This window comes from Enterobacter sp. 148H3 (assembly GCF_034107425.1).
Lineage (GTDB): Bacteria > Pseudomonadota > Gammaproteobacteria > Enterobacterales > Enterobacteriaceae > Enterobacter > Enterobacter vonholyi.
The window spans coordinates 218,005-235,877 of record NZ_JAWNEI010000003.1 but is presented as its reverse complement, the minus strand read 5'-3'; the positions used below and the strand labels follow the sequence as shown (position 1 = coordinate 235,877).

Annotated in this window: 18 protein-coding genes; 12 read left to right on the top strand and 6 right to left on the bottom strand. The window is 57.4% G+C overall.

From position 1 onward, the window contains the following. Positions 1-15: 15 nt before the first annotated feature. A complete protein-coding gene (locus tag USH94_RS05645; protein WP_111964625.1) occupies positions 16-912 on the bottom strand; it encodes a DMT family transporter in 897 nt (298 codons plus the stop codon). Positions 913-1,085: 173 nt separating this feature from the next. Between USH94_RS05645 and USH94_RS05640 the strand changes: the two genes are divergently transcribed. After that, the gene (locus USH94_RS05640; protein ID WP_111964624.1) at positions 1,086-1,958 is read left to right on the top strand and encodes a helix-turn-helix transcriptional regulator; all 873 of its coding nucleotides are present in this window, start codon (positions 1,086-1,088) and stop codon (positions 1,956-1,958) included. Here the strand turns inward: USH94_RS05640 and USH94_RS05635 are convergent. Further along, on the bottom strand, positions 1,938-3,104 hold the full coding sequence (locus USH94_RS05635) for a benzoate/H(+) symporter BenE family transporter (RefSeq protein ID WP_111964623.1): 1,167 nt from the start codon (positions 3,102-3,104) through the stop codon (positions 1,938-1,940). The two genes, USH94_RS05640 and USH94_RS05635, sit on opposite strands and share 21 nt — an antisense overlap. A 92-nt stretch (positions 3,105-3,196) precedes the next feature. On the opposite strand from USH94_RS05635, the gene USH94_RS05630 reads away from it, so the two are divergent. Both USH94_RS05630 and USH94_RS05625 read left to right on the top strand, forming a co-directional pair. Continuing rightward, positions 3,197-3,724, top strand: a complete 528-nt coding sequence (locus USH94_RS05630) for a helix-turn-helix domain-containing protein (protein WP_111964622.1) — start codon at positions 3,197-3,199, stop codon at positions 3,722-3,724. Between the two features lie 80 nt (positions 3,725-3,804). Beyond that, positions 3,805-5,769: a peptidase U32 family protein gene (locus tag USH94_RS05625; RefSeq protein ID WP_111964621.1), complete on the top strand. Its 1,965-nt coding sequence runs from the start codon at positions 3,805-3,807 to the stop codon at positions 5,767-5,769. Here the strand turns inward: USH94_RS05625 and USH94_RS05620 are convergent, their stop codons facing one another. Then, positions 5,770-6,000 carry a DUF2554 family protein gene (locus USH94_RS05620; RefSeq protein WP_111964737.1) on the bottom strand — a complete coding sequence of 77 codons (231 nt, stop codon included), beginning with the start codon at positions 5,998-6,000 and terminating at the stop codon, positions 5,770-5,772. Positions 6,001-6,244: 244 nt separating this feature from the next. Between USH94_RS05620 and USH94_RS05615 the strand changes: the two genes are divergently transcribed. Further along, positions 6,245-6,607, top strand: a complete 363-nt coding sequence (locus tag USH94_RS05615; RefSeq protein ID WP_111964620.1) for a hypothetical protein — start codon at positions 6,245-6,247, stop codon at positions 6,605-6,607. 162 nt (positions 6,608-6,769) lie between these two features. Here USH94_RS05615 and USH94_RS05610 read toward each other — a convergent pair whose 3' ends face one another. After that, positions 6,770-7,306 (bottom strand): dihydrofolate reductase family protein, encoded by a 537-nt coding sequence (locus USH94_RS05610; protein WP_111964619.1) that lies wholly within the window; start codon positions 7,304-7,306, stop codon positions 6,770-6,772. A 40-nt stretch (positions 7,307-7,346) separates the two neighbouring features. Continuing rightward, positions 7,347-8,354 carry a transcriptional regulator FtrA gene (gene ftrA, locus USH94_RS05605; RefSeq protein ID WP_111964736.1) on the bottom strand — a complete coding sequence of 336 codons (1,008 nt, stop codon included), beginning with the start codon at positions 8,352-8,354 and terminating at the stop codon, positions 7,347-7,349. A 73-nt stretch (positions 8,355-8,427) separates the two neighbouring features. On the opposite strand from ftrA, the gene USH94_RS05600 reads away from it, so the two are divergent. The 8 genes from USH94_RS05600 to zinT all read left to right on the top strand — a co-directional run bounded on the left by USH94_RS05600 (position 8,428) and on the right by zinT (position 16,447). Continuing rightward, positions 8,428-8,841: a rhodanese-like domain-containing protein gene (locus USH94_RS05600; protein WP_111964618.1), complete on the top strand. Its 414-nt coding sequence runs from the start codon at positions 8,428-8,430 to the stop codon at positions 8,839-8,841. Between the two features lie 156 nt (positions 8,842-8,997). Then, on the top strand, positions 8,998-10,101 hold the full coding sequence (locus USH94_RS05595) for a cobalamin-independent methionine synthase II family protein (RefSeq protein ID WP_111964617.1): 1,104 nt from the start codon (positions 8,998-9,000) through the stop codon (positions 10,099-10,101). Positions 10,102-10,304: 203 nt separating this feature from the next. After that, positions 10,305-11,576, top strand: a complete 1,272-nt coding sequence (gene urtA / locus USH94_RS05590; RefSeq protein WP_111964616.1) for an urea ABC transporter substrate-binding protein — start codon at positions 10,305-10,307, stop codon at positions 11,574-11,576. 24 nt (positions 11,577-11,600) lie between these two features. Next, positions 11,601-13,175 (top strand): urea ABC transporter permease subunit UrtB, encoded by a 1,575-nt coding sequence (urtB, locus tag USH94_RS05585; RefSeq protein ID WP_111964615.1) that lies wholly within the window; start codon positions 11,601-11,603, stop codon positions 13,173-13,175. Beyond that, positions 13,175-14,248 carry an urea ABC transporter permease subunit UrtC gene (gene urtC / locus USH94_RS05580; RefSeq protein WP_111964614.1) on the top strand — a complete coding sequence of 358 codons (1,074 nt, stop codon included), beginning with the start codon at positions 13,175-13,177 and terminating at the stop codon, positions 14,246-14,248. The genes urtB and urtC overlap by 1 nt, the downstream gene beginning before the upstream one ends. Continuing rightward, complete coding sequence (gene urtD, locus USH94_RS05575; protein WP_111964613.1) at positions 14,248-15,045, top strand: urea ABC transporter ATP-binding protein UrtD; 798 nt, start codon at positions 14,248-14,250, stop codon at positions 15,043-15,045. The genes urtC and urtD overlap by 1 nt, the downstream gene beginning before the upstream one ends. Before the next feature lie 9 nt (positions 15,046-15,054). Beyond that, entirely contained in the window at positions 15,055-15,753 is a 699-nt protein-coding gene (gene urtE, locus USH94_RS05570) for an urea ABC transporter ATP-binding subunit UrtE (protein ID WP_111964612.1), read from the top strand. Between the two features lie 52 nt (positions 15,754-15,805). Beyond that, positions 15,806-16,447 carry a metal-binding protein ZinT gene (zinT, locus tag USH94_RS05565; protein WP_008502241.1) on the top strand — a complete coding sequence of 214 codons (642 nt, stop codon included), beginning with the start codon at positions 15,806-15,808 and terminating at the stop codon, positions 16,445-16,447. 46 nt (positions 16,448-16,493) lie between these two features. Here zinT and ydeE read toward each other — a convergent pair whose 3' ends face one another. Further along, a complete protein-coding gene (ydeE, locus tag USH94_RS05560; protein ID WP_111964611.1) occupies positions 16,494-17,687 on the bottom strand; it encodes an efflux MFS transporter YdeE in 1,194 nt (397 codons plus the stop codon). Positions 17,688-17,873: the final 186 nt, after the last annotated feature.

Sequence of the window (17,873 nt, the reverse complement as noted above, 5' to 3'; positions counted from 1 at the left end):
TGCAGGCCTTTTTATTTACGCCATTCGTATGCGTCTGAACCAGGTTTCTGGTTTGGTAAACATCACCATATTTCCCCCCAGAATCAGCAATAACCCCACGATACCGTTGATATGCCAGACGTAGCCTTCATACACCGTAGAGATGGACAGCGCCACCAGCGGGAAGAGCAGCGTACTGTAGGCCGCTTTGCCCGGGCCAATGCGTCCCACCAGCGTGAAGTAGGCGCCAAAGGCAATCACCGAACCAAATACAGCCAGATAGAGCAGCGCGCCAATGTAGCTGATGGTCCACTCTGGCGCGAAGCTATCGCCTCTGAACAGCGCAATGCAGCCCATCACCAGCGTGCCGTAGAGCATCGCCCAGGCGTTGGTGGTCATGGTTTCCAGGCCTCTGCGCTGATGGCGCATGCTGATCATATTGCCCAGCGAGAAGCCGTAGGTGCCGAGCGCGGAGAGGCCAATCCCGGTCAGGAGCGATGCGCTCCAGCCGCTGGCCAGCAGATCGTCCCAGAAGAGGGTGACGATCCCGATCAGGCCCAGCGCCGCCGCCGTCCAGAAGCGCGACGGCGGACGCTGCCCGAAGAAAATAAAGCTGTTGATGGCGTTATAGAGCACGGCCATAGAGAAGATCACCGACTCCAGCCCGGTATTAATGTGCGAGGCTGCGGTGTAAAAACACCAGAAGTTAAAGCAGAAAACGCAGCATCCCTGAAGCAGGCAAAAAAGGTGATCCCGCAGCGCCAGCTTGCGCAGGCGGCGCAGGGCGATTAACACCGCCATCATCGTGAGGCTGGCGACGGCGAAGCGCCAGAAAATCGACACCGGCGCCGCGACGGGGCCCTGCTGCAGAAAAATCGCAATCCAGGTGGTTCCCCAGATAATGACCACGAGTCCATATAATAATGCGTTCATAGTTCTCTCTTCTCAAACCGCGGAAGCCCGCAGTATGGCGCTGAAACTCGCGACGGGCTTTCACCGGGTTGCGGGTCACTTGCAAAATCTTGCGCTTTTTTCTTCCGGCGGGACTGGCAACGGGGGGCAACTCTTCTTAGACTGATATTCCCATCAATTATGCGCTAACGGTTATGTCTCACGCTTACGATACCTTTGAAACGCTTTGCCAACAGAATGCAGTCCTGCGGGAAACCGTCTCGCTGAATTCGGGTATTCAGCTGGCAGCGTGGTACAACAAGCACGATACGATAACGGTAAAAAGTAACCATCATACCCTCAGCCTGTACGTGGCGGACGGCTACGAAAGCTATCAAAAAACGCCGGGCGGCTGGAAGAACGGCGGGGGGCCGGACCGTTTCTGCCTGATGCCCAAAGAGAGCGAATCGACGTGGGATATCCGCGATGACCTGTCGTTTGTGCATCTCTACTGCACCGATGAACACCTGCGCGACGTGGGGGAAAAAATCTGGGACAAGCGCCCGCTTTCGCTGACCCTGGACGAGCGCATTTTTGGCAGCGATCCGAAGATCACCGCGCTGTATCGGCAGTTTTTGCTCGGCTGTGACTGGCAGCAGCACGCCAACCAGCTCACCCTGAGCACGGCCTCTACGCTGCTGCTGACCCATCTGCTGCAAAACTACTCTAACGTGCAGTGGAAGCTGCCGGTCGTCACCGGAGGGCTATCGCCATTCGTGCTGCGCAACGTGCTGGCCTTCATTGAAGAGAACCTGGGCCAGCCCCTGACGCTGGCCGAGCTGGCGGCGCAGGCCGCGCTCAGCGAATACCACTTTGCCCGCATGTTCCGCCAGTCAACGGGGCTGGCGCCGCATCAGTACGTGATGCAGAGGCGAATGGATAAAGCTAAGGCCCTCGTTCAGCATACTACGACGCCGCTGACGGACATCGCGCTTGCCTGCGGGTTCAACTCCGCCAGCCACTTCAGCAACCGCTTTCGCAGCGCGACGGGCATGACGCCTTCGCAGCTACGTGCGGCGAGTGCGTGAAAACAGGGCGTAGCAGATCCCGCCCAGCACCAGCCCCCAGAATGCCGAACCGATGCCCAGGATTGTCACGCCGCTTGCGGTCATCAGAAACGTGACGATGGCCGCGTCGCGCTCTGCTTCTTGACTCAGCGCCTGATATAAACTCCCGCTGATGGTGCCCAGCAGCGCCAGACCGGCCAGCGTTTGGATCCAGCTGAGCGGCAGAGCTGCCATCAGCCCGGTAATGGAGCCACCGAAAATTCCCGCCAGCAGATAAAACCCTCCCGCAGCGATGGCCGCCAGCCAGCGTTTACCCGCATCCGGGTGGGCATCCGGGCTTTGACAAATGGCGGCGGTTATAGCCGCAATGCAGATGGAAAAGACGCCAAACGGAGAAAACAGCAGCGCCAGTCCTCCCGTAACGATGATGAGCGGTGAGACCGCCAGCGGGTAACCGGAGGCTTTCATCGTGGCGAACCCCGGCGCGTTTTGCGAAGCCATGGTCACGAGGAAGAAGGGCAAGCCAATACTCACCAGGCTGGTGAAGGTGAAGGCGGGTGCAATAAATTCGGGCATTACCAGAGAAAGGGTGAGTTTATCCGTGACAACGTCACCTGCCGCCCATGCCACAATCCCGCCCACCAGCAGCGTGACCACGATGGCATAGCGCGGCGACAGCGCTTTTGTGATTAGCCAAGCCGCAATCATGCTGCCGCACAGCAGAAAGTGCCCCTCAAGATGCGCAAAGGCATGCAGGCCAAACTGCAGCAATACCCCTGCCAGCATGGCGGCAGCAAGCGAATGAGGGATCAGCTTCATCAGACGGGCGAAAAGCCCGGTAATGCCGCAGAGCAAAATAAGCGCGTTAGCAAAGATAAACACGCCGATGGTTTCTGCCAGCGTGACGCCGTGCAGGCTGGTGGCGAGCAGCGCCGCGCCGGGCGTCGACCAGGCGGTCAGTACGGGCGCTTTGTACCACCATGAAAGCGCCAGCGTGCTGACCCCCATCCCAATTCCCAGCGCGGTCATCCAGCCCGCAATCTGCTGTGCGCTAGCGCCTGCCGCGGCGGCGGCCTGCCAGATGATGGCGGCCGAGCTGGCGTAACCAACCAGAACGGCGACAAATCCAGCCAGTGCGACCGGAATAAAGTGAGAGGAAGGGCGCATGAAAACTCCATTGTGCGTTATAACGTCCGGAGTAAGGTAGCACTGTGCGCTATAGCGCACAAGTGGTATGCTGATCGTCACCAGGAGGGAACATGGATATCACACTACACCTTGCAACAACGCTGAAAACGCTGCGCCAGGCGCGCGGCTGGAGTTTGTCGAAGCTCGCGGACGAGACCGGCGTGTCAAAAGCCATGCTCGGGCAAATCGAGCGCAATGAATCCAGCCCGACGGTGTCGACGCTGTGGAAAATTGCCACCGGGCTGAACGTGCCGTTTTCCGCGTTCATCACCCCAGAGGCGGACCGGCAGGCGGTATTTGACCCCCAGCAGCAGGCGATGGTCGTCAAACCGCTCTTTCCGTGGGACGAGACGCTCGGGTTTGATTATTTCTCCATCACGCTGGCACCCGGCGCGCTGAGCGAATCCACGCCGCATGAGGCCGGGGTAATAGAACATGTCGTCGTAGTAAGCGGCGAGCTGGAGATGAAGCTTGGCGGCAAATGGCAGACGATTTCTGCCGATTCGGGCATCCGTTTTGCCGGTGATAAACCCCACGCCTACCGCAACAGCAGCGACCGGACGGTGCATTTTCACTCCCTGATTCATTATCCCCGCTGACGCTTCGCAAAACTGTTTCGCTGACGCATACTTCTGACTACAATAGCCGCCATTTTGACCATAACGGATAACGACGAAGTATGCGCCTGCAATCCCATCATCTTGAACTTTTAAGCCCGGCCCGCGACGCCGCCATTGCCCGTGAAGCGATCCTTCATGGCGCAGATGCCGTCTACATTGGTGGCCCTGGCTTCGGTGCCCGCCATAACGCCAGCAACAGCCTGAGCGATATTGCTGAACTGGTGCCGTTCGCCCACCGTTTCGGGGCGAAAGTGTTCGTGACCCTGAACACCATTCTTCATGATGATGAGCTGGAGCCTGCGCAACGTCTGATTACCGATCTCTACCAGGCCGGGGTGGATGCCCTGATTGTTCAGGATATGGGCGTGCTGGAGCTGGATATTCCCCCCATTGAACTGCATGCCAGTACCCAGTGTGATATCCGCACGGTTGAGAAGGCGAAGTTTCTCTCTGACGTCGGCTTTTCGCAGATCGTTCTGGCGCGTGAGCTGAACCTGAATCAGATCCGTGATATTCACCAGGCGACAGACGCGACGATTGAATTCTTTATCCACGGCGCGCTGTGCGTCGCCTATTCCGGTCAGTGCAATATTTCCCACGCGCAGACGGGCCGCAGCGCCAACCGCGGCGACTGTTCTCAGGCCTGCCGTCTGCCGTATACCCTGAAAGACGATCAGGGCCGCGTCGTGGCGTTCGAAAAACACCTGCTCTCCATGAAGGATAACGATCAGACGGCCAACCTGGGCGCGCTGATCGACGCTGGCGTGCGTTCCTTCAAGATTGAAGGGCGCTACAAAGATATGAGCTACGTGAAGAATATCACCGCGCACTATCGCCAGATGCTGGACGCCATTATCGAAGAACGCGGCGTCCTGGCACGCGCGTCGGCCGGGCGCACCGAACATTTCTTTATTCCGTCGACGGACAAAACGTTCCACCGCGGCAGCACGGACTATTTTGTGAATGCCCGTAAAGGGGATATCGGCGCGTTTGACTCACCGAAGTTTATCGGTTTACCGGTGGGTGAAGTGCTGAAAGTGGCGAAAGATCATCTTGATGTCCAAGTGACGGAACCGCTGGCGAACGGCGATGGCCTTAACGTGATGATTAAGCGTGAGGTCGTGGGCTTCCGCGCCAATACGGTCGAGAAAACCGGCGAGAACCGCTATCGCGTCTGGCCGAATGAGATGCCGGCCGATCTCTACAAGGCGCGGCCAAACGCGGCGCTTAACCGTAACCTCGATCATAACTGGCAGCAGGCGCTGCTGAAAACCTCCAGCGAACGTCGTATCGCGGTGGACATTGAGCTGGGCGGTTGGGAAGAGCAGCTGATTCTGACCATGACCTGTGAAGACGGCATCAGCGTAACGCATACGCTCGATGGCCTGTTCGAGGTGGCAAACAACGCGGAAAAAGCGCTCAACAGCCTGAAGGATGGGGTGGCGAAGCTTGGCCAGACGATTTACTACGCCCGTAACGTTGAGGTCAGTCTGCCGGATGCCCTGTTCGTGCCGAACAGCCTGCTTAACCAGTTCCGTCGTGAAACGGCAGAGATGCTGGATGCCGCGCGCCTGGCGCAGTATCCGCGCGCTAGCCGTAAAGCGGAAGCCGTACCTGCACCCGTATACCCGGAGACACATTTATCCTTCCTGGCCAACGTCTATAACCATAAAGCGCGTGAATTCTATCATCGCCACGGCGTGCAGCTGATCGACGCGGCTTATGAAGCGCATGAAGAGAAGGGCGATGTGCCGGTGATGATCACCAAGCACTGCCTGCGCTTTGCGTTTAACCTTTGCCCTAAGCAGGCGAAAGGGAATATTAAGAGCTGGAAGGCAACCCCCATGCAGCTTGTAAACGGTGATGAAGTTCTTACTCTCAAGTTCGACTGCCGTCCTTGCGAAATGCATGTGATTGGCAAGATGAAAAACCACATCTTCAAAATGCCGCAGCCGGGCAGTATTGTGGCGTCCGTCAGTCCGGACGATCTGATGAAAACTCTGCCTAAACGCAAGGGCAGTTAATTACCGAACGTGGGTATCCGGTTTGCGCGATTTCTGCCACTGGTGGTGTTCGCGCAAACCCTCCGCCGACTCTTCCGCAGCGCTTCGTAACTCATCGCTGTCGGCTTCATGACGAAGTTGATGCGCCACATTCTTGACCCATAAATATTCGTGTCCTTTGTGCCCGGCCATAAGCTGGCCTGAAAAGAGTGCACAGATAAGCATGACGAGAGATAAGCCTTTTTTAATCATGAGATAGCCGCCGAATGACATTGCGGGGTTATCATGCCGATTATTTTTTAGTGTTATTATTTAATAATTCAAACTCGTGAAAAGAGATTGTCAAATAATGTGTGCCCGGAAAATTGTCCAGGACATTTCCTAAAAAGTTATGAATGTTTGTAAAGTGCCATTTCTGGTCCATAATCGGATATTTGCATTAAGGATAAATCTTATATAATAGTTAATCTCTGGCTAAGGGACGGGTCATTAATAAATGAAAAAAATAATTGCGCTTGCGCTTCTGGCGGTTGCTGTTGGGGCCGTTGCAGGGATTCGTTATGCTGGTGATAACAAACCAGAATATATACAATCGGCAGAAATTCGCGTTGGTTCCTATTTGACCAGCGATTATGGAGCCGTTACCTGTACCAGTAAAAAAATTAACGATGTGCGTTGGGAATTAGACTGCACCCAGCAGACGATAGGAAAAACGTTCCATTTTGCGGCGTACCCCTCTGATAAAGCACCTTATGGAGTGGCGCGGTCATTTTATCTTGAAGCCATAAATGATGACGCAAAACAGAGCGCTGAACAGGGCCTTATGCGTTATTTGCAGATCAATACTCATGCAGGTTAATAAGACTGTTTAACCTTCGTTAAGACAACGGGTGTTAGGTTGTATGGGATCCGCAGCCCGGCCATGGAGTGTCGGGACGTAGAGACCAAAATACAAATCTATCCATGCAAGCATTTACCGCCATTTTTTGGCGGTTTTTTTTGCGCAGTGTTTACCGTCGTTTTATGACAGCAGTCGATAATGCGACTGTACCAGACCCGAAGGGAAGCTGCGGCTGGATACCAGCGTCAAATCCATATCCTCTGGCAGGGCGCCAAACAGCGATTTTCCCGAACCGAGCAGGACAGGAACGGTCGTGATCACCATATCGGCCACCAGTCCTTCTCGCAGGAACGACTGTATCACCTGCCCACCATCGAGATAGACGCGATGGACGTTCTGCAACGCCAGGTAATCGAGCACCTCTTTAGGCGTGCGCCCTGAAAACAGTACTTTTCCTTTCAGCGCGTCGGGCACGGGCGTGTCGGCCAGCTGTCGGGAGAGCACCAGCACGGGCCGGTCATAAGGCCATGCGTCAAAGGTCAGCACTTTCTCATAGCTGCCTCGGCCCATCACTATCCAGTCTTTGTCCGCGATGAACGCCGCATAGCCATGATCTTCAGTCGGATCATCGCGCTGCAGGAGCCAGTCGATATCATCATTGTGTCGGGCGATGTAACCATCAAGACTGGTTGCGATAAAAACGTGTGTGGTGACCATAAGGTTCTCCGTATTCCAGCTAAACCAAAAGACTGACGCCTCAGCGGGCTGTAGCGGAATGAGAAAATTGTTTGCGGTACTGGGCCGGGGAAATCGCGAACTGCTGGCGAAAGTGATGACGCAGCGTCGATGCCTGGCCAAACCCGGTCTGTTCCGCGATGCTGTCGATACTTAAACGACTGCTTTCCAGATAATCTTTCGCCCGCAGCAGGCGCTCATTGAGTAACCAGCGGGCAGGCGTCGTTCCTGTTGCCGCCTCGAAGCGACGAAGAAACGTGCGCTGACTCATACCGACACGACGCGCCAGCGAGTCGACGCTGTGCGGCTCGGTAAGATGCGTGTGCAGAAAATCAAACAGCTGGCCGAGGCGCTGGCTTTCCCGCAGCTGTGCCACCGGGCGGCTGAGCTGTTGCGGCTGAGAGCCATCCCGGTGTGGGGGAATGACCAGCCGCCGCGCCACGCTGTTAGCGGTTTCCATTCCATAATCCCTTCGTACAACGTGAAGGCAGAGATCGATCCCCGCCGCGCTGCCTGCAGAAGTCAGGATATCGCCTTCGTCCTGGTAGAGCACATCCTCGACCACGTCGATGTCAGGGTATCGGGCTTTAAGCGTCTCAATGTAGCGCCAGTGCGTCGTGGCTTTGCGCCCGTTGAGCAGCCCCGTAGCGGCCAGCACAAATACGCCCGAACAGATGGACAGCAGCTGGCATCCTCGCGCGCTGGCCTGACGTAATGCGTTGCAGAGCGCGTCCGGAACCGGCGAGTCCAGCCCACGCCAGCCGGGAACCACAATTAGGTCCGCAGACGCAAGCAGGCTTAAATCACCATCGGTGACGATACGGATCCCGCCTGTTGCCCGAAGTTCACCGCTATCCACGCTCGCCACCGCAAAACGATACCATTCATCGCCCAGCTCGGGACGTGGCAGACCGAAGATCTCCACCGCTACGCCAAACTCAAAGGTACACAGGCCATCATAGGCCAGCACCACCACTTGCGGGCGGGCAATTTGTCTTAAGTTTGTCATCTTTTTGCTGTTTTCTGGCATAAGCGAGCGCATTCACGTGCTGAATTTCTGGATAGAGTAGTGTTAACACAAACGCCAAAGATGAGGAAGGATCATGAGCTATGTTACTGAATTTCCGGCTGCCGAGCCGCAGGAAGCCGTCACCCATTTTCTGCGTCGCCTGAGCGTAGAAACCGACTGCGCCGATGTGCATCACGCCATCGCCAATAATGAGCAGGACTTTGTTTTGCTGCACGTGGTGGGGAGCCCGGAGCAGTTTGCCCGTCGCCATGTGCCGGGCGCTCTGCATATGCCGTGGAGCCAGATGACCGCAGAGCGCATGACCCAATGGCCTGAAGGGACGCTGTTCGTCGTCTACTGCGCGGGGCCGCACTGTAACGGCGCGGACAGAGCCGCGCTGAAGCTGGCGCGTCTCGGGCTGCCGGTCAAAATCATGCTCGGTGGGATCACCGGCTGGGAAGATGAACGCTACGCGTTTGCCAGCAGCGAAACCACTGCCGCGCTGTGAAGATGAATTTTTTTCAACACCCGTGAAATTTTCTCGTTTGCCGGCACTGGGGAGGTATGACATTGTTTTTGGACATTTAGACATCCAGAAGTCTAAAAGTTCAAATAATGAATTATCACTGCGGGCAATTATTGCCGGCAGACTGAGGAGATTTCCATGCAACGACACCACGCCCCATACCGCGCCGACGTAGTCGGCAGTTTTTTACGCCCGGATGCCATCAAGCAGGCTCGCCTGCAATTTGCCAGCGGCGAGATTGACGCGAGACAGCTTCGCGCGGTGGAGGACGAAGCCATTCGCCACGTCGTTGAGCAGCAGTGCGCGTGCGGCCTGCATGTCGTGACCGACGGTGAGTTTCGCCGCGCCTGGTGGCACTTCGACTTCTTCGACGGTCTGCAGGGCGTTGAGCGTTACGATTCGCAGCAGGGCATCCAGTTTAACGGGGTGCAAACCAAAGCCCACGGCGTGCGCGTCACCGGCAAACTGGGCTTTGGCGAGCACCCGATGCTGGACGATTTCCGCTATCTGAAAAGCATCAGCGGTAACGCCCAGCCAAAAATGACCATTCCCAGCCCGAGCGTGCTGCATTTCCGCGGCGGTCGCAAAGACATTGATGCGACGGTGTATCCGGACCTGAACGTCTATTTCGACGATCTGGCGACCACCTGGCGCGACGCGATTCGCGCATTCTATGATGCAGGCTGCCGTTACCTGCAGCTGGACGATACCGTATGGGCCTACCTCTGTTCGGACGATCAGCGTCGTCAGATCCGCGAGCGCGGCGACGATGCCGATGAGCTTGCACGTATCTATGCCCGCGTCCTGAATAAGGCGCTGGAGGGCAAGCCGGACGATCTGACCATCGGGCTGCACGTCTGCCGCGGTAACTTCCGCTCCACCTGGATTTCCGAAGGCGGCTACGAGCCGGTGGCGGAAGTGCTGTTCGGAACGGTCAACGTTGATGCCTTCTTCCTGGAATACGATAACGACCGCAGCGGGGATTTCGCGCCGTTGCGCTTTGTTCGCCCGGGCAAGCAGCAGGTGGTGCTGGGTCTTATCACCACGAAAAACGGCGAGCTGGAGAACCCGGAGGGAATCAAAGCCCGTCTGGAAGAAGCGGCGAAATACGTGGCGAAAGAGCAAATTTGCCTCAGCCCGCAGTGCGGCTTTGCCTCTACCGAAGAGGGCAACAGCCTGAGCGAAACCCAGCAGTGGGACAAAGTCCGTCTGGTCACGCAGATCGCCAGCGAAGTCTGGTAAAACCTTCCTCCTCAGCGCTGCATTATAAAAGTGCAGCGCTGTGCCATTCTGAGACGTTCTCTTTACATCCTGCGCTCTCCTCCCGGAAATAGCGCTATCTCCATTCTGGCATTCTTTTTGCTCCTGCTTCGCTGACACATTTATTTCCGCGTCCACGCCGTAACGGACGTTTTCGCACAGCGTTCTTTTTCAGGAGTGAAAATATGCACCGTCGTACCTTATTAAAAGCCTTTGCGTTATCCGCGTCCGTCGTGGCGATGGGAATGAGTTTTGGCGTGCAGGCGGCCGATACCATCAAAGTGGGGATCATGCATTCTCTCTCCGGCACGATGGCCATTTCCGAGACCCCGCTTAAAGATGTCGCCCTGATGACCATCGATGAGATCAACGCCAAAGGCGGCGTGCTGGGCAAGAAACTGGAGCCGGTAGTGGTGGATCCGGCCTCAAACTGGCCGCTGTTTGCCGAGAAGGCGCGCCAGCTGTTAAGTCAGGATAAAGTGGCGGTGGTATTCGGCTGCTGGACCTCGGTTTCGCGCAAATCCGTACTGCCGGTCTTTGAGGAGCTGAACGGCCTGCTGTTCTATCCGGTGCAGTATGAAGGCGAGGAAATGTCGCCAAACGTCTTCTATACCGGCGCGGCGCCGAACCAGCAGGCCATCCCGGCGGTTGAATATCTGATGAGCGAAGACGGCGGCGCGGCGAAACGCTTCTTCCTGCTGGGCACGGACTACGTTTATCCGCGCACCACCAACAAGATCCTGCGCGCGTTCCTGCATTCGAAAGGGGTGGAGGATAAGGATATCGAAGAGGTTTACACCCCGTTTGGTCATAGCGACTACCAGACCATCGTTGCCAACATCAAAAAATTCTCAGCGGGCGGCAAAACCGCCGTGGTGTCGACCATCAACGGCGACTCCAACGTGCCGTTCTACAAAGAGCTGGCTAACCAGGGTCTGAAGGCGACCGACGTGCCGGTGGTGGCGTTCTCCGTCGGCGAAGAAGAGCTGCGCGGGATCGACACCAAACCGCTGGTGGGTAACCTGGCGTCCTGGAACTACTTTGAGTCCGTCGATAACCCGACCAACCAGGCGTTCGTGGCGGATTACAAAGCCTATGCGAAGGCGCACAAGCTGCCGAACGCCGACACCGTGGTCACCAACGACCCGATGGAGGCGACCTACGTGGGCATTCACATGTGGGCGCAGGCGGTAGAAAAAGCAGGAACTACCGATGTGGACAAAGTCCGTGCGGCGATGGCCGGTCAGTCCTTTAAGGCACCGTCAGGCTTTACGCTTACCATGGATGCCACCAACCATCATCTGCATAAGCCGGTCATGATCGGTGAAATCGAAGGTAACGGTCAGTTCAACGTGGTGTGGCAGACGGAACAGCCGGTACGCGCCCAGCCGTGGAGCCCGTTCATCGCCGGAAATGACAAAAAGCCCGACCAGCCGATGAAAACCGCCAGCAACTAAGCCATTACCGCAGGGAGAAACGTCATGAACGCCATGCGCATGTTCATCGCTCTTGTATGGCTTTCCGGACTGCTGCCAGGGATGGTGCAGGCATCGGATGCCGATCGTTTTGTAGCCGCCAGCCGCAGTCAGCAGGCGGATTTGTTGACGCAGTGGGCCGCCGCGCCGGATGCCGCCAGGCTTCCGCTGCTTCAGTCCCTGCAGAAGGAAAACCTGTATGCCGACAGTCAAAAGCACGCCTTTGCGCAGCGTAACGGGCAAATGGTGTCGCTTGGGGACGCCCGTGCGGCAGAAGCGCCAACCAAAGTCGTTCGTCTGACGAACCGGCTGCGCGTGCTGGCTGCGACCGCCATCGCCACCCATCAGCTGGTGAGTGACAGTGTCACCGAGAGGCGGGCGGCTGCGCGTCAGCTGCAGCGCGATGCCCAGCCCGGTATGCTCGCTTTTCTGGAAAAACGTGTGAACGATGAAACGGACGCCGTGGCGCGTCAGGCGCTGCTGCTGGCGGTCGCGAACCTCCAGCTGGCAAGCCCGCAGGCAGAGGTGCGCCGCAAGGCCGTCGAACTATTAGGTCAGTCCGACGATCCGGACGTACAGTCCAGGCTCACTCCGTTTACCCAGCCAGACACTGAGCCGGATGGCGGCGTGCGCGCGGCCGCAGAAGAGAGTCTTAGCCAGATCCAGCATCGGCTGATGTGGGGCGATCTGCTGGGCCAGGCGTTTATGGGGCTCTCCCTCGGGTCGGTGCTGCTGCTGGCCGCGCTGGGGCTGGCTATCACCTACGGCCTGCTGGGCGTCATTAATATGGCGCACGGCGAGATGCTGATGCTGGGGGCATATGCCACCTGGATGGTGCAGCAGGCGATGGCCGGGCTTGCGCCCCAGTGGCTGGCGCTCTATCCCGTTATCGCCTTGCCGGTCGCGTTCTGCCTGACGGCGGGCATTGGAATGGTGCTGGAGCGCACGGTGATCCGTCATCTGTACGGTCGCCCGCTGGAAACGCTGCTGGCAACGTGGGGGATCAGCCTGATGCTCATCCAGCTGGTGCGCATGACCTTTGGCGCCCAGAACCTCGAGGTGGCTAACCCGGCCTGGCTTTCAGGCGGGGTGCAGGTTTTTGCCAATCTGACGCTGCCGTGGAACCGCATTGTGGTGCTGGGCTTCGTGCTGCTGGTGCTGTTCTTTACCTGGCTCATTCTGAATAAAACTCGTCTAGGGCTTAACGTGCGGGCGGTGACGCAAAACCGCAGCATGGCCGCCTGCTGCGGGGTACCGACAGGGCGCGTCGATATGCTGGCGTTCGGGCTTGGCTCCGGGATTGCGGGTTTAGGCGGCGTGGCGTTATCGCAGCTCGGTAACGTTGGGCCGGAGCTGGGCCAGGGCTATATCATCGACTCCTTCCTTGTGGTGGTGCTCGGAGGCGTAGGCCAGCTGGCAGGCAGCGTGGCCGCGGCGTTTGGTCTGGGGATTTTTAATAAAATCCTTGAACCCCAGATGGGGGCGGTGCTGGGCAAGATCGTGATTCTGGTGGCGATCGTGCTGTTTATTCAAAAACGCCCGCAGGGGCTGTTTGCGCTGAAAGGGAGGGTGATTGACTGATGAGCCAGCCGCTGACCTTAACGCTGGCGCGCAAAGCGCCACGCACTACGCAGATTGCAGGCAGCCTGCTGGTGGTGTGCTTGCTGATATTGCCGTTTTTCGCCTTACTGCCTGCGACGCATCCGCTGGCGCTGTCAACCTGGATGCTGACGCTGACTGGCAAGATCCTCTGCTATGCCATCGTTGCGGTGGCGCTGGATCTGGTATGGGGCTACGCCGGGATGCTTTCTCTTGGACACGGCATCTTTTTCGCCCTGGGCGGCTACGCGATGGGCATGTACCTGATGCGCCAGGCCGCGGGTGACGGTCTGCCCGCGTTTATGTCGTTTCTTTCCTGGAGCGAGCTGCCGTGGTTCTGGTGGGGCACCCAGCACTTTGCCTGGGCGCTGGTGCTGATTGTGCTGGTGCCGGGGCTACTGGCGCTGGTGTTTGGCTGGTTTGCCTTCCGCTCGAAGATCAAAGGGGTCTATTTTTCGATTATGACCCAGGCGCTGACTTATGCCGGGATGCTGCTGTTCTTTCGCAACGAAACCGGCTTTGGCGGCAATAACGGCTTTACCGGCTTCACCACGCTGCTCGGGTTTTCGGTAACGGAAACGACCACCCGTATCGCGCTGTTTCTGGCGACCGTGCTGTTGCTGCTCCTGGCCCTGGGCTGCGGATTTGCGCTGGCGAAGAGCAAGTTTGGCCGCATTCTGACCGCCGTTCGCGACGCCGAGAACCGCCTGACGTTTTGCGGATACGATCCGCGCGGGTTCAAGCTGCTGGTGTGGACGATTTCTGCCGTGCTGTGCGGTCTGGCGGGGGCGCTCTATGTCCCGCAGGTGGGCATTATCAACCCGGGCGAAATGTCGCCGACGAACTCGATAGAGGCCGCCATCTGGGTAGCGCTGGGCGGGCGCGGCACGCTGGTGGGGCCGGTGATTGGCGCGGCGCTGGTGAACGGGGCGAAAAGTTTCTTCACCGTCGCGATGCCGGAATACTGGCAGCTGTTTCTGGGGCTGATTTTTATCGCCGTTACGCTGTTTTTACCGCGCGGCGTCTACGGACTGTTTCGTAAGGGAGAAAAATAATGCAGCCAGCCGAAGGGTTATTCACCCGCCAGCTGCCCGGCGATCGCTACCGGGACCAGACTGATCCTGTACTTCAGCTTGAATCCATTAACGTTAATTTTGATGGATTTCAGGCCCTGACCGATCTCTCGCTGAATATCGGCGTGGGCGAACTGCGCTGCGTGATCGGTCCCAACGGGGCCGGTAAAACGACGCTGATGGACGTCATCACCGGCAAAACGCGTCCAGAGAGCGGCAGGGCGATTTACGACCAGTCCATCGACCTGACAGCGCTGGAGCCTGCGGCCATTGCCCGCCAGGGCATCGGACGTAAATTCCAGAAGCCCACGGTTTTTGAGGCGCTGACGGTGTGGGAAAACCTGGAGATCGCGATGAAAAGCGATAAGTCCGTCTGGGCGAGCCTGCGGGCAAAACTCAACGGCGCGCAGCTCGACCGGATCGATGAGATGCTGGTTTTACTTCGGCTGACCGCCGAGCGCGACCGCCGCGCCGGGCTGCTTTCCCATGGACAAAAGCAGTTTCTGGAGATCGGCATGCTGCTGGTGCAGGACCCGCATCTTCTGCTGCTGGATGAACCCGCAGCCGGGATGACCGACGCGGAAACCGAATACACCGCAGAGCTGTTCAAAACGCTGGCAGGCAAACATTCCCTGATGGTTGTTGAGCACGATATGGGCTTTGTCGAAACCATCGCCGATCGCGTGACGGTGCTGCATCAGGGGCGGGTGCTGGCGGAAGGTTCACTTCGCGAGGTGCAGGCCAACGAGCAGGTGATTGAGGTCTATCTGGGACGTTAAGGAGCGATGATGTTACAGGTTAATGAACTGAATCAATATTACGGCGGCAGCCATATCCTGCGCGGCGTCAGCTTTGAGGCCGTAACCGGCGAAGTCACCTGCCTGCTGGGGCGCAACGGCGTAGGGAAAACCACGCTGCTGAAGTGTCTGATGGGGCTGATCCCGGCCAAAACCGGGGAGGTTATCTGGCAGGGAAAAACGATCACCCACAGTAAACCGCACCAGCGGGTGCAGTCTGGCGTGGCGTATGTCCCGCAGGGTCGCGAGATTTTCCCGCGCCTGAGCGTAGAGGAGAATCTCCTGATGGGGCTGTCGCGATTTTCCGCACGCGAGGCGAAGCAGGTGCCGGAGGAGATCTGGCAGCTGTTCCCGGTGCTCAAAGAGATGAAGCATCGTCGCGGGGGGGACCTCTCCGGGGGACAACAGCAGCAGCTGGCGATTGGTCGCGCGCTGGCGAGCCGTCCGCAGCTGCTGATCCTGGATGAGCCGACTGAAGGCATACAGCCTTCCGTCATTAAAGAGATCGGCCACGTGATCCGTACTCTGGCAAGCAGAGGCGACATGGCGATCCTGCTGGTGGAGCAGTTTTACGACTTTGCCGCCGAGCTGGCCGACAGCTATCTGCTGATGTCGCGCGGCACGATTATTCAGCGCGGGCGGGGTGAAAACATGGAGCAGGAGGGCGTTCGCGGCCTGGTTGCGATCTGAAATGTTATAATATAACATCCTCATTCTTATAAAACGGAATGAGGATGTTATATTGGCTGCACATATTGGAAAATTTGCCATGACTCTGGGGGCGCTGCTGGTCAGCGGCCAGCTGTTTGCTCATTCGCACGGCCATCAGATGACCGAAGCGGAACAGAAGGCGGCGAACGGCGTGTTTGAGGATAAGGACGTGAAGGACAGAGCATTGTCTGACTGGGACGGGACCTGGCAGTCGGTCTATCCGTTCCTGCTCGATGGTTCGCTGGATCCGGTCTTTAAGCAGAAAGCGCAGAAGGATAAAAGCAAATCCTTTGATGAGGTCAAAGCCTACTACCGCACGGGTTATGCGACGGACGTGGATGCCATCGGTATCGAAAATAACGTGATGGAATTCCATCAGGGCAAAGCGGTCAGCCGCTGTCAGTATGATTACAGCGGTTACAAAATTCTGACCTACGCGTCAGGTAAGAAAGGCGTTCGCTATCTGTTTGAGTGTAAGGACGCCAGCAGCAAGGCGCCGAAATTTGTGCAGTTCAGCGACCACACCATCGGACCGAAGGCCTCTTCGCACTTCCACATTTTCATGGGCAATACCTCCCACGAGGCGCTGCTGAAAGAGATGGATAACTGGCCGACCTATTACCCGAATGAGATGTACAAAGAGCAGGTGGTGGAGGAGATGTTGCACCACTGATGCTTTATTGCCGGGTGGCGGCTTCGCCTTACCCGGCCTACATTTGCTACGCCGCTTTGGGTGACTCGTACCAGGCCTTCACGCTCATCCCGCGCAGAATCATCAGCCAGGCCATGACGATGGCGACCATCATGATCGCAAACAAGGACCAGTGCGGCAGATTGGTCAGGATAATACCGGTGATCATCGGGTTTGCCGCCGCGCCGAGCCAGCCCAGCGCCTGGGCGGAGAAATAGCTCGCCTTCATACCCGGTGGGGCAATGTTGTCGATCAGCATGTATTCACCCGGCGCATAGATAATCTCCCCCAGCGTGAAAATGGCGGCAGCGATGCCCCAGTAAACCAGGTTTTCCCCGGAGAGCATAAAGCCGCCCAGCCCCAGGATAAAAAACAGGGTGGCGAGGGTCATCAGCGGGCGAATATTGCTGGCTGAGATCTTGCGGCCCAGCGCATATTGCAGCGTCACCACCACGGCGGCGTTGACGGGCAGCACCACGGCGACCACCTTTTCGGCGAAATCACTGTCCGCATGCGCGGCCAGAACGTATTGCGAAATACAGCTCGCGAACGACCCGCCCACGTACGACGCCAGTAGGCCAGAGAGCGTGTACCAGAACAGCGCGCGGTCTTTCAGCAATACCGATGGCTGCCACGGCGTCTTCTCCTCTGCGGTATCTAACGCCACGCTTTTCTGTACAAAGAAATGGATAAAGCCCAGCGGCAGGGCGGCGCAAAAGGCCGCCAGCCAGAACGGCAGCTGCAGGCTGTACATCACCAGCAGGGTGCCAATCGGCGGGCCGACCGTCCAGCCAATGTTCAGGAAGCTGTAGTTAAGCGAGAAGACCCGCGCCTTCTGGCTGGAAGTGAGCACGTCGGAGAACCAGGCTTTCAGCACCGTCGAAAAGACGGAGTAGGCGCAGTTGATCAGCGCAAAGAACAGCACCACCCGCGTGACGTTATTGACCAGTGGGATCGCCACAAAGCCGGCGATAAACGCCACGATCGCGATCAGCATGTAGCGTTTTTTATCAAACTTATCGGCCAGAATGCCAAATCCCAGGCTGAATACCACGCCAATGGTCAGCGCCACGGTCAGGGCATAACCAATATTCTCAACGCTCATGCTGTAGACGCGCGTGAGATAAATGGTCATGAACGGCAGCGTTGCCCCTCTACCGATGGTTAACAACAATGACGATGCCAGCAGCGCTGCGGTTGAGCGCCTGAGAGATGGTTTCATATTCCTGCCCGACAGTTGCTTATGCTTTTATTAGATGTGTGTTAACAGGATTACCATGACATAAGGGGCTTGTATAGCGCCTGATTTATCCCTAAGTGCTTCAGCTGCCTGCCAGAATTAATGATCTTCTCGCAGCGTGCTTTTTTCTGTTACCTTGAAGTGTTAACAAAATATTAATAATTCAGG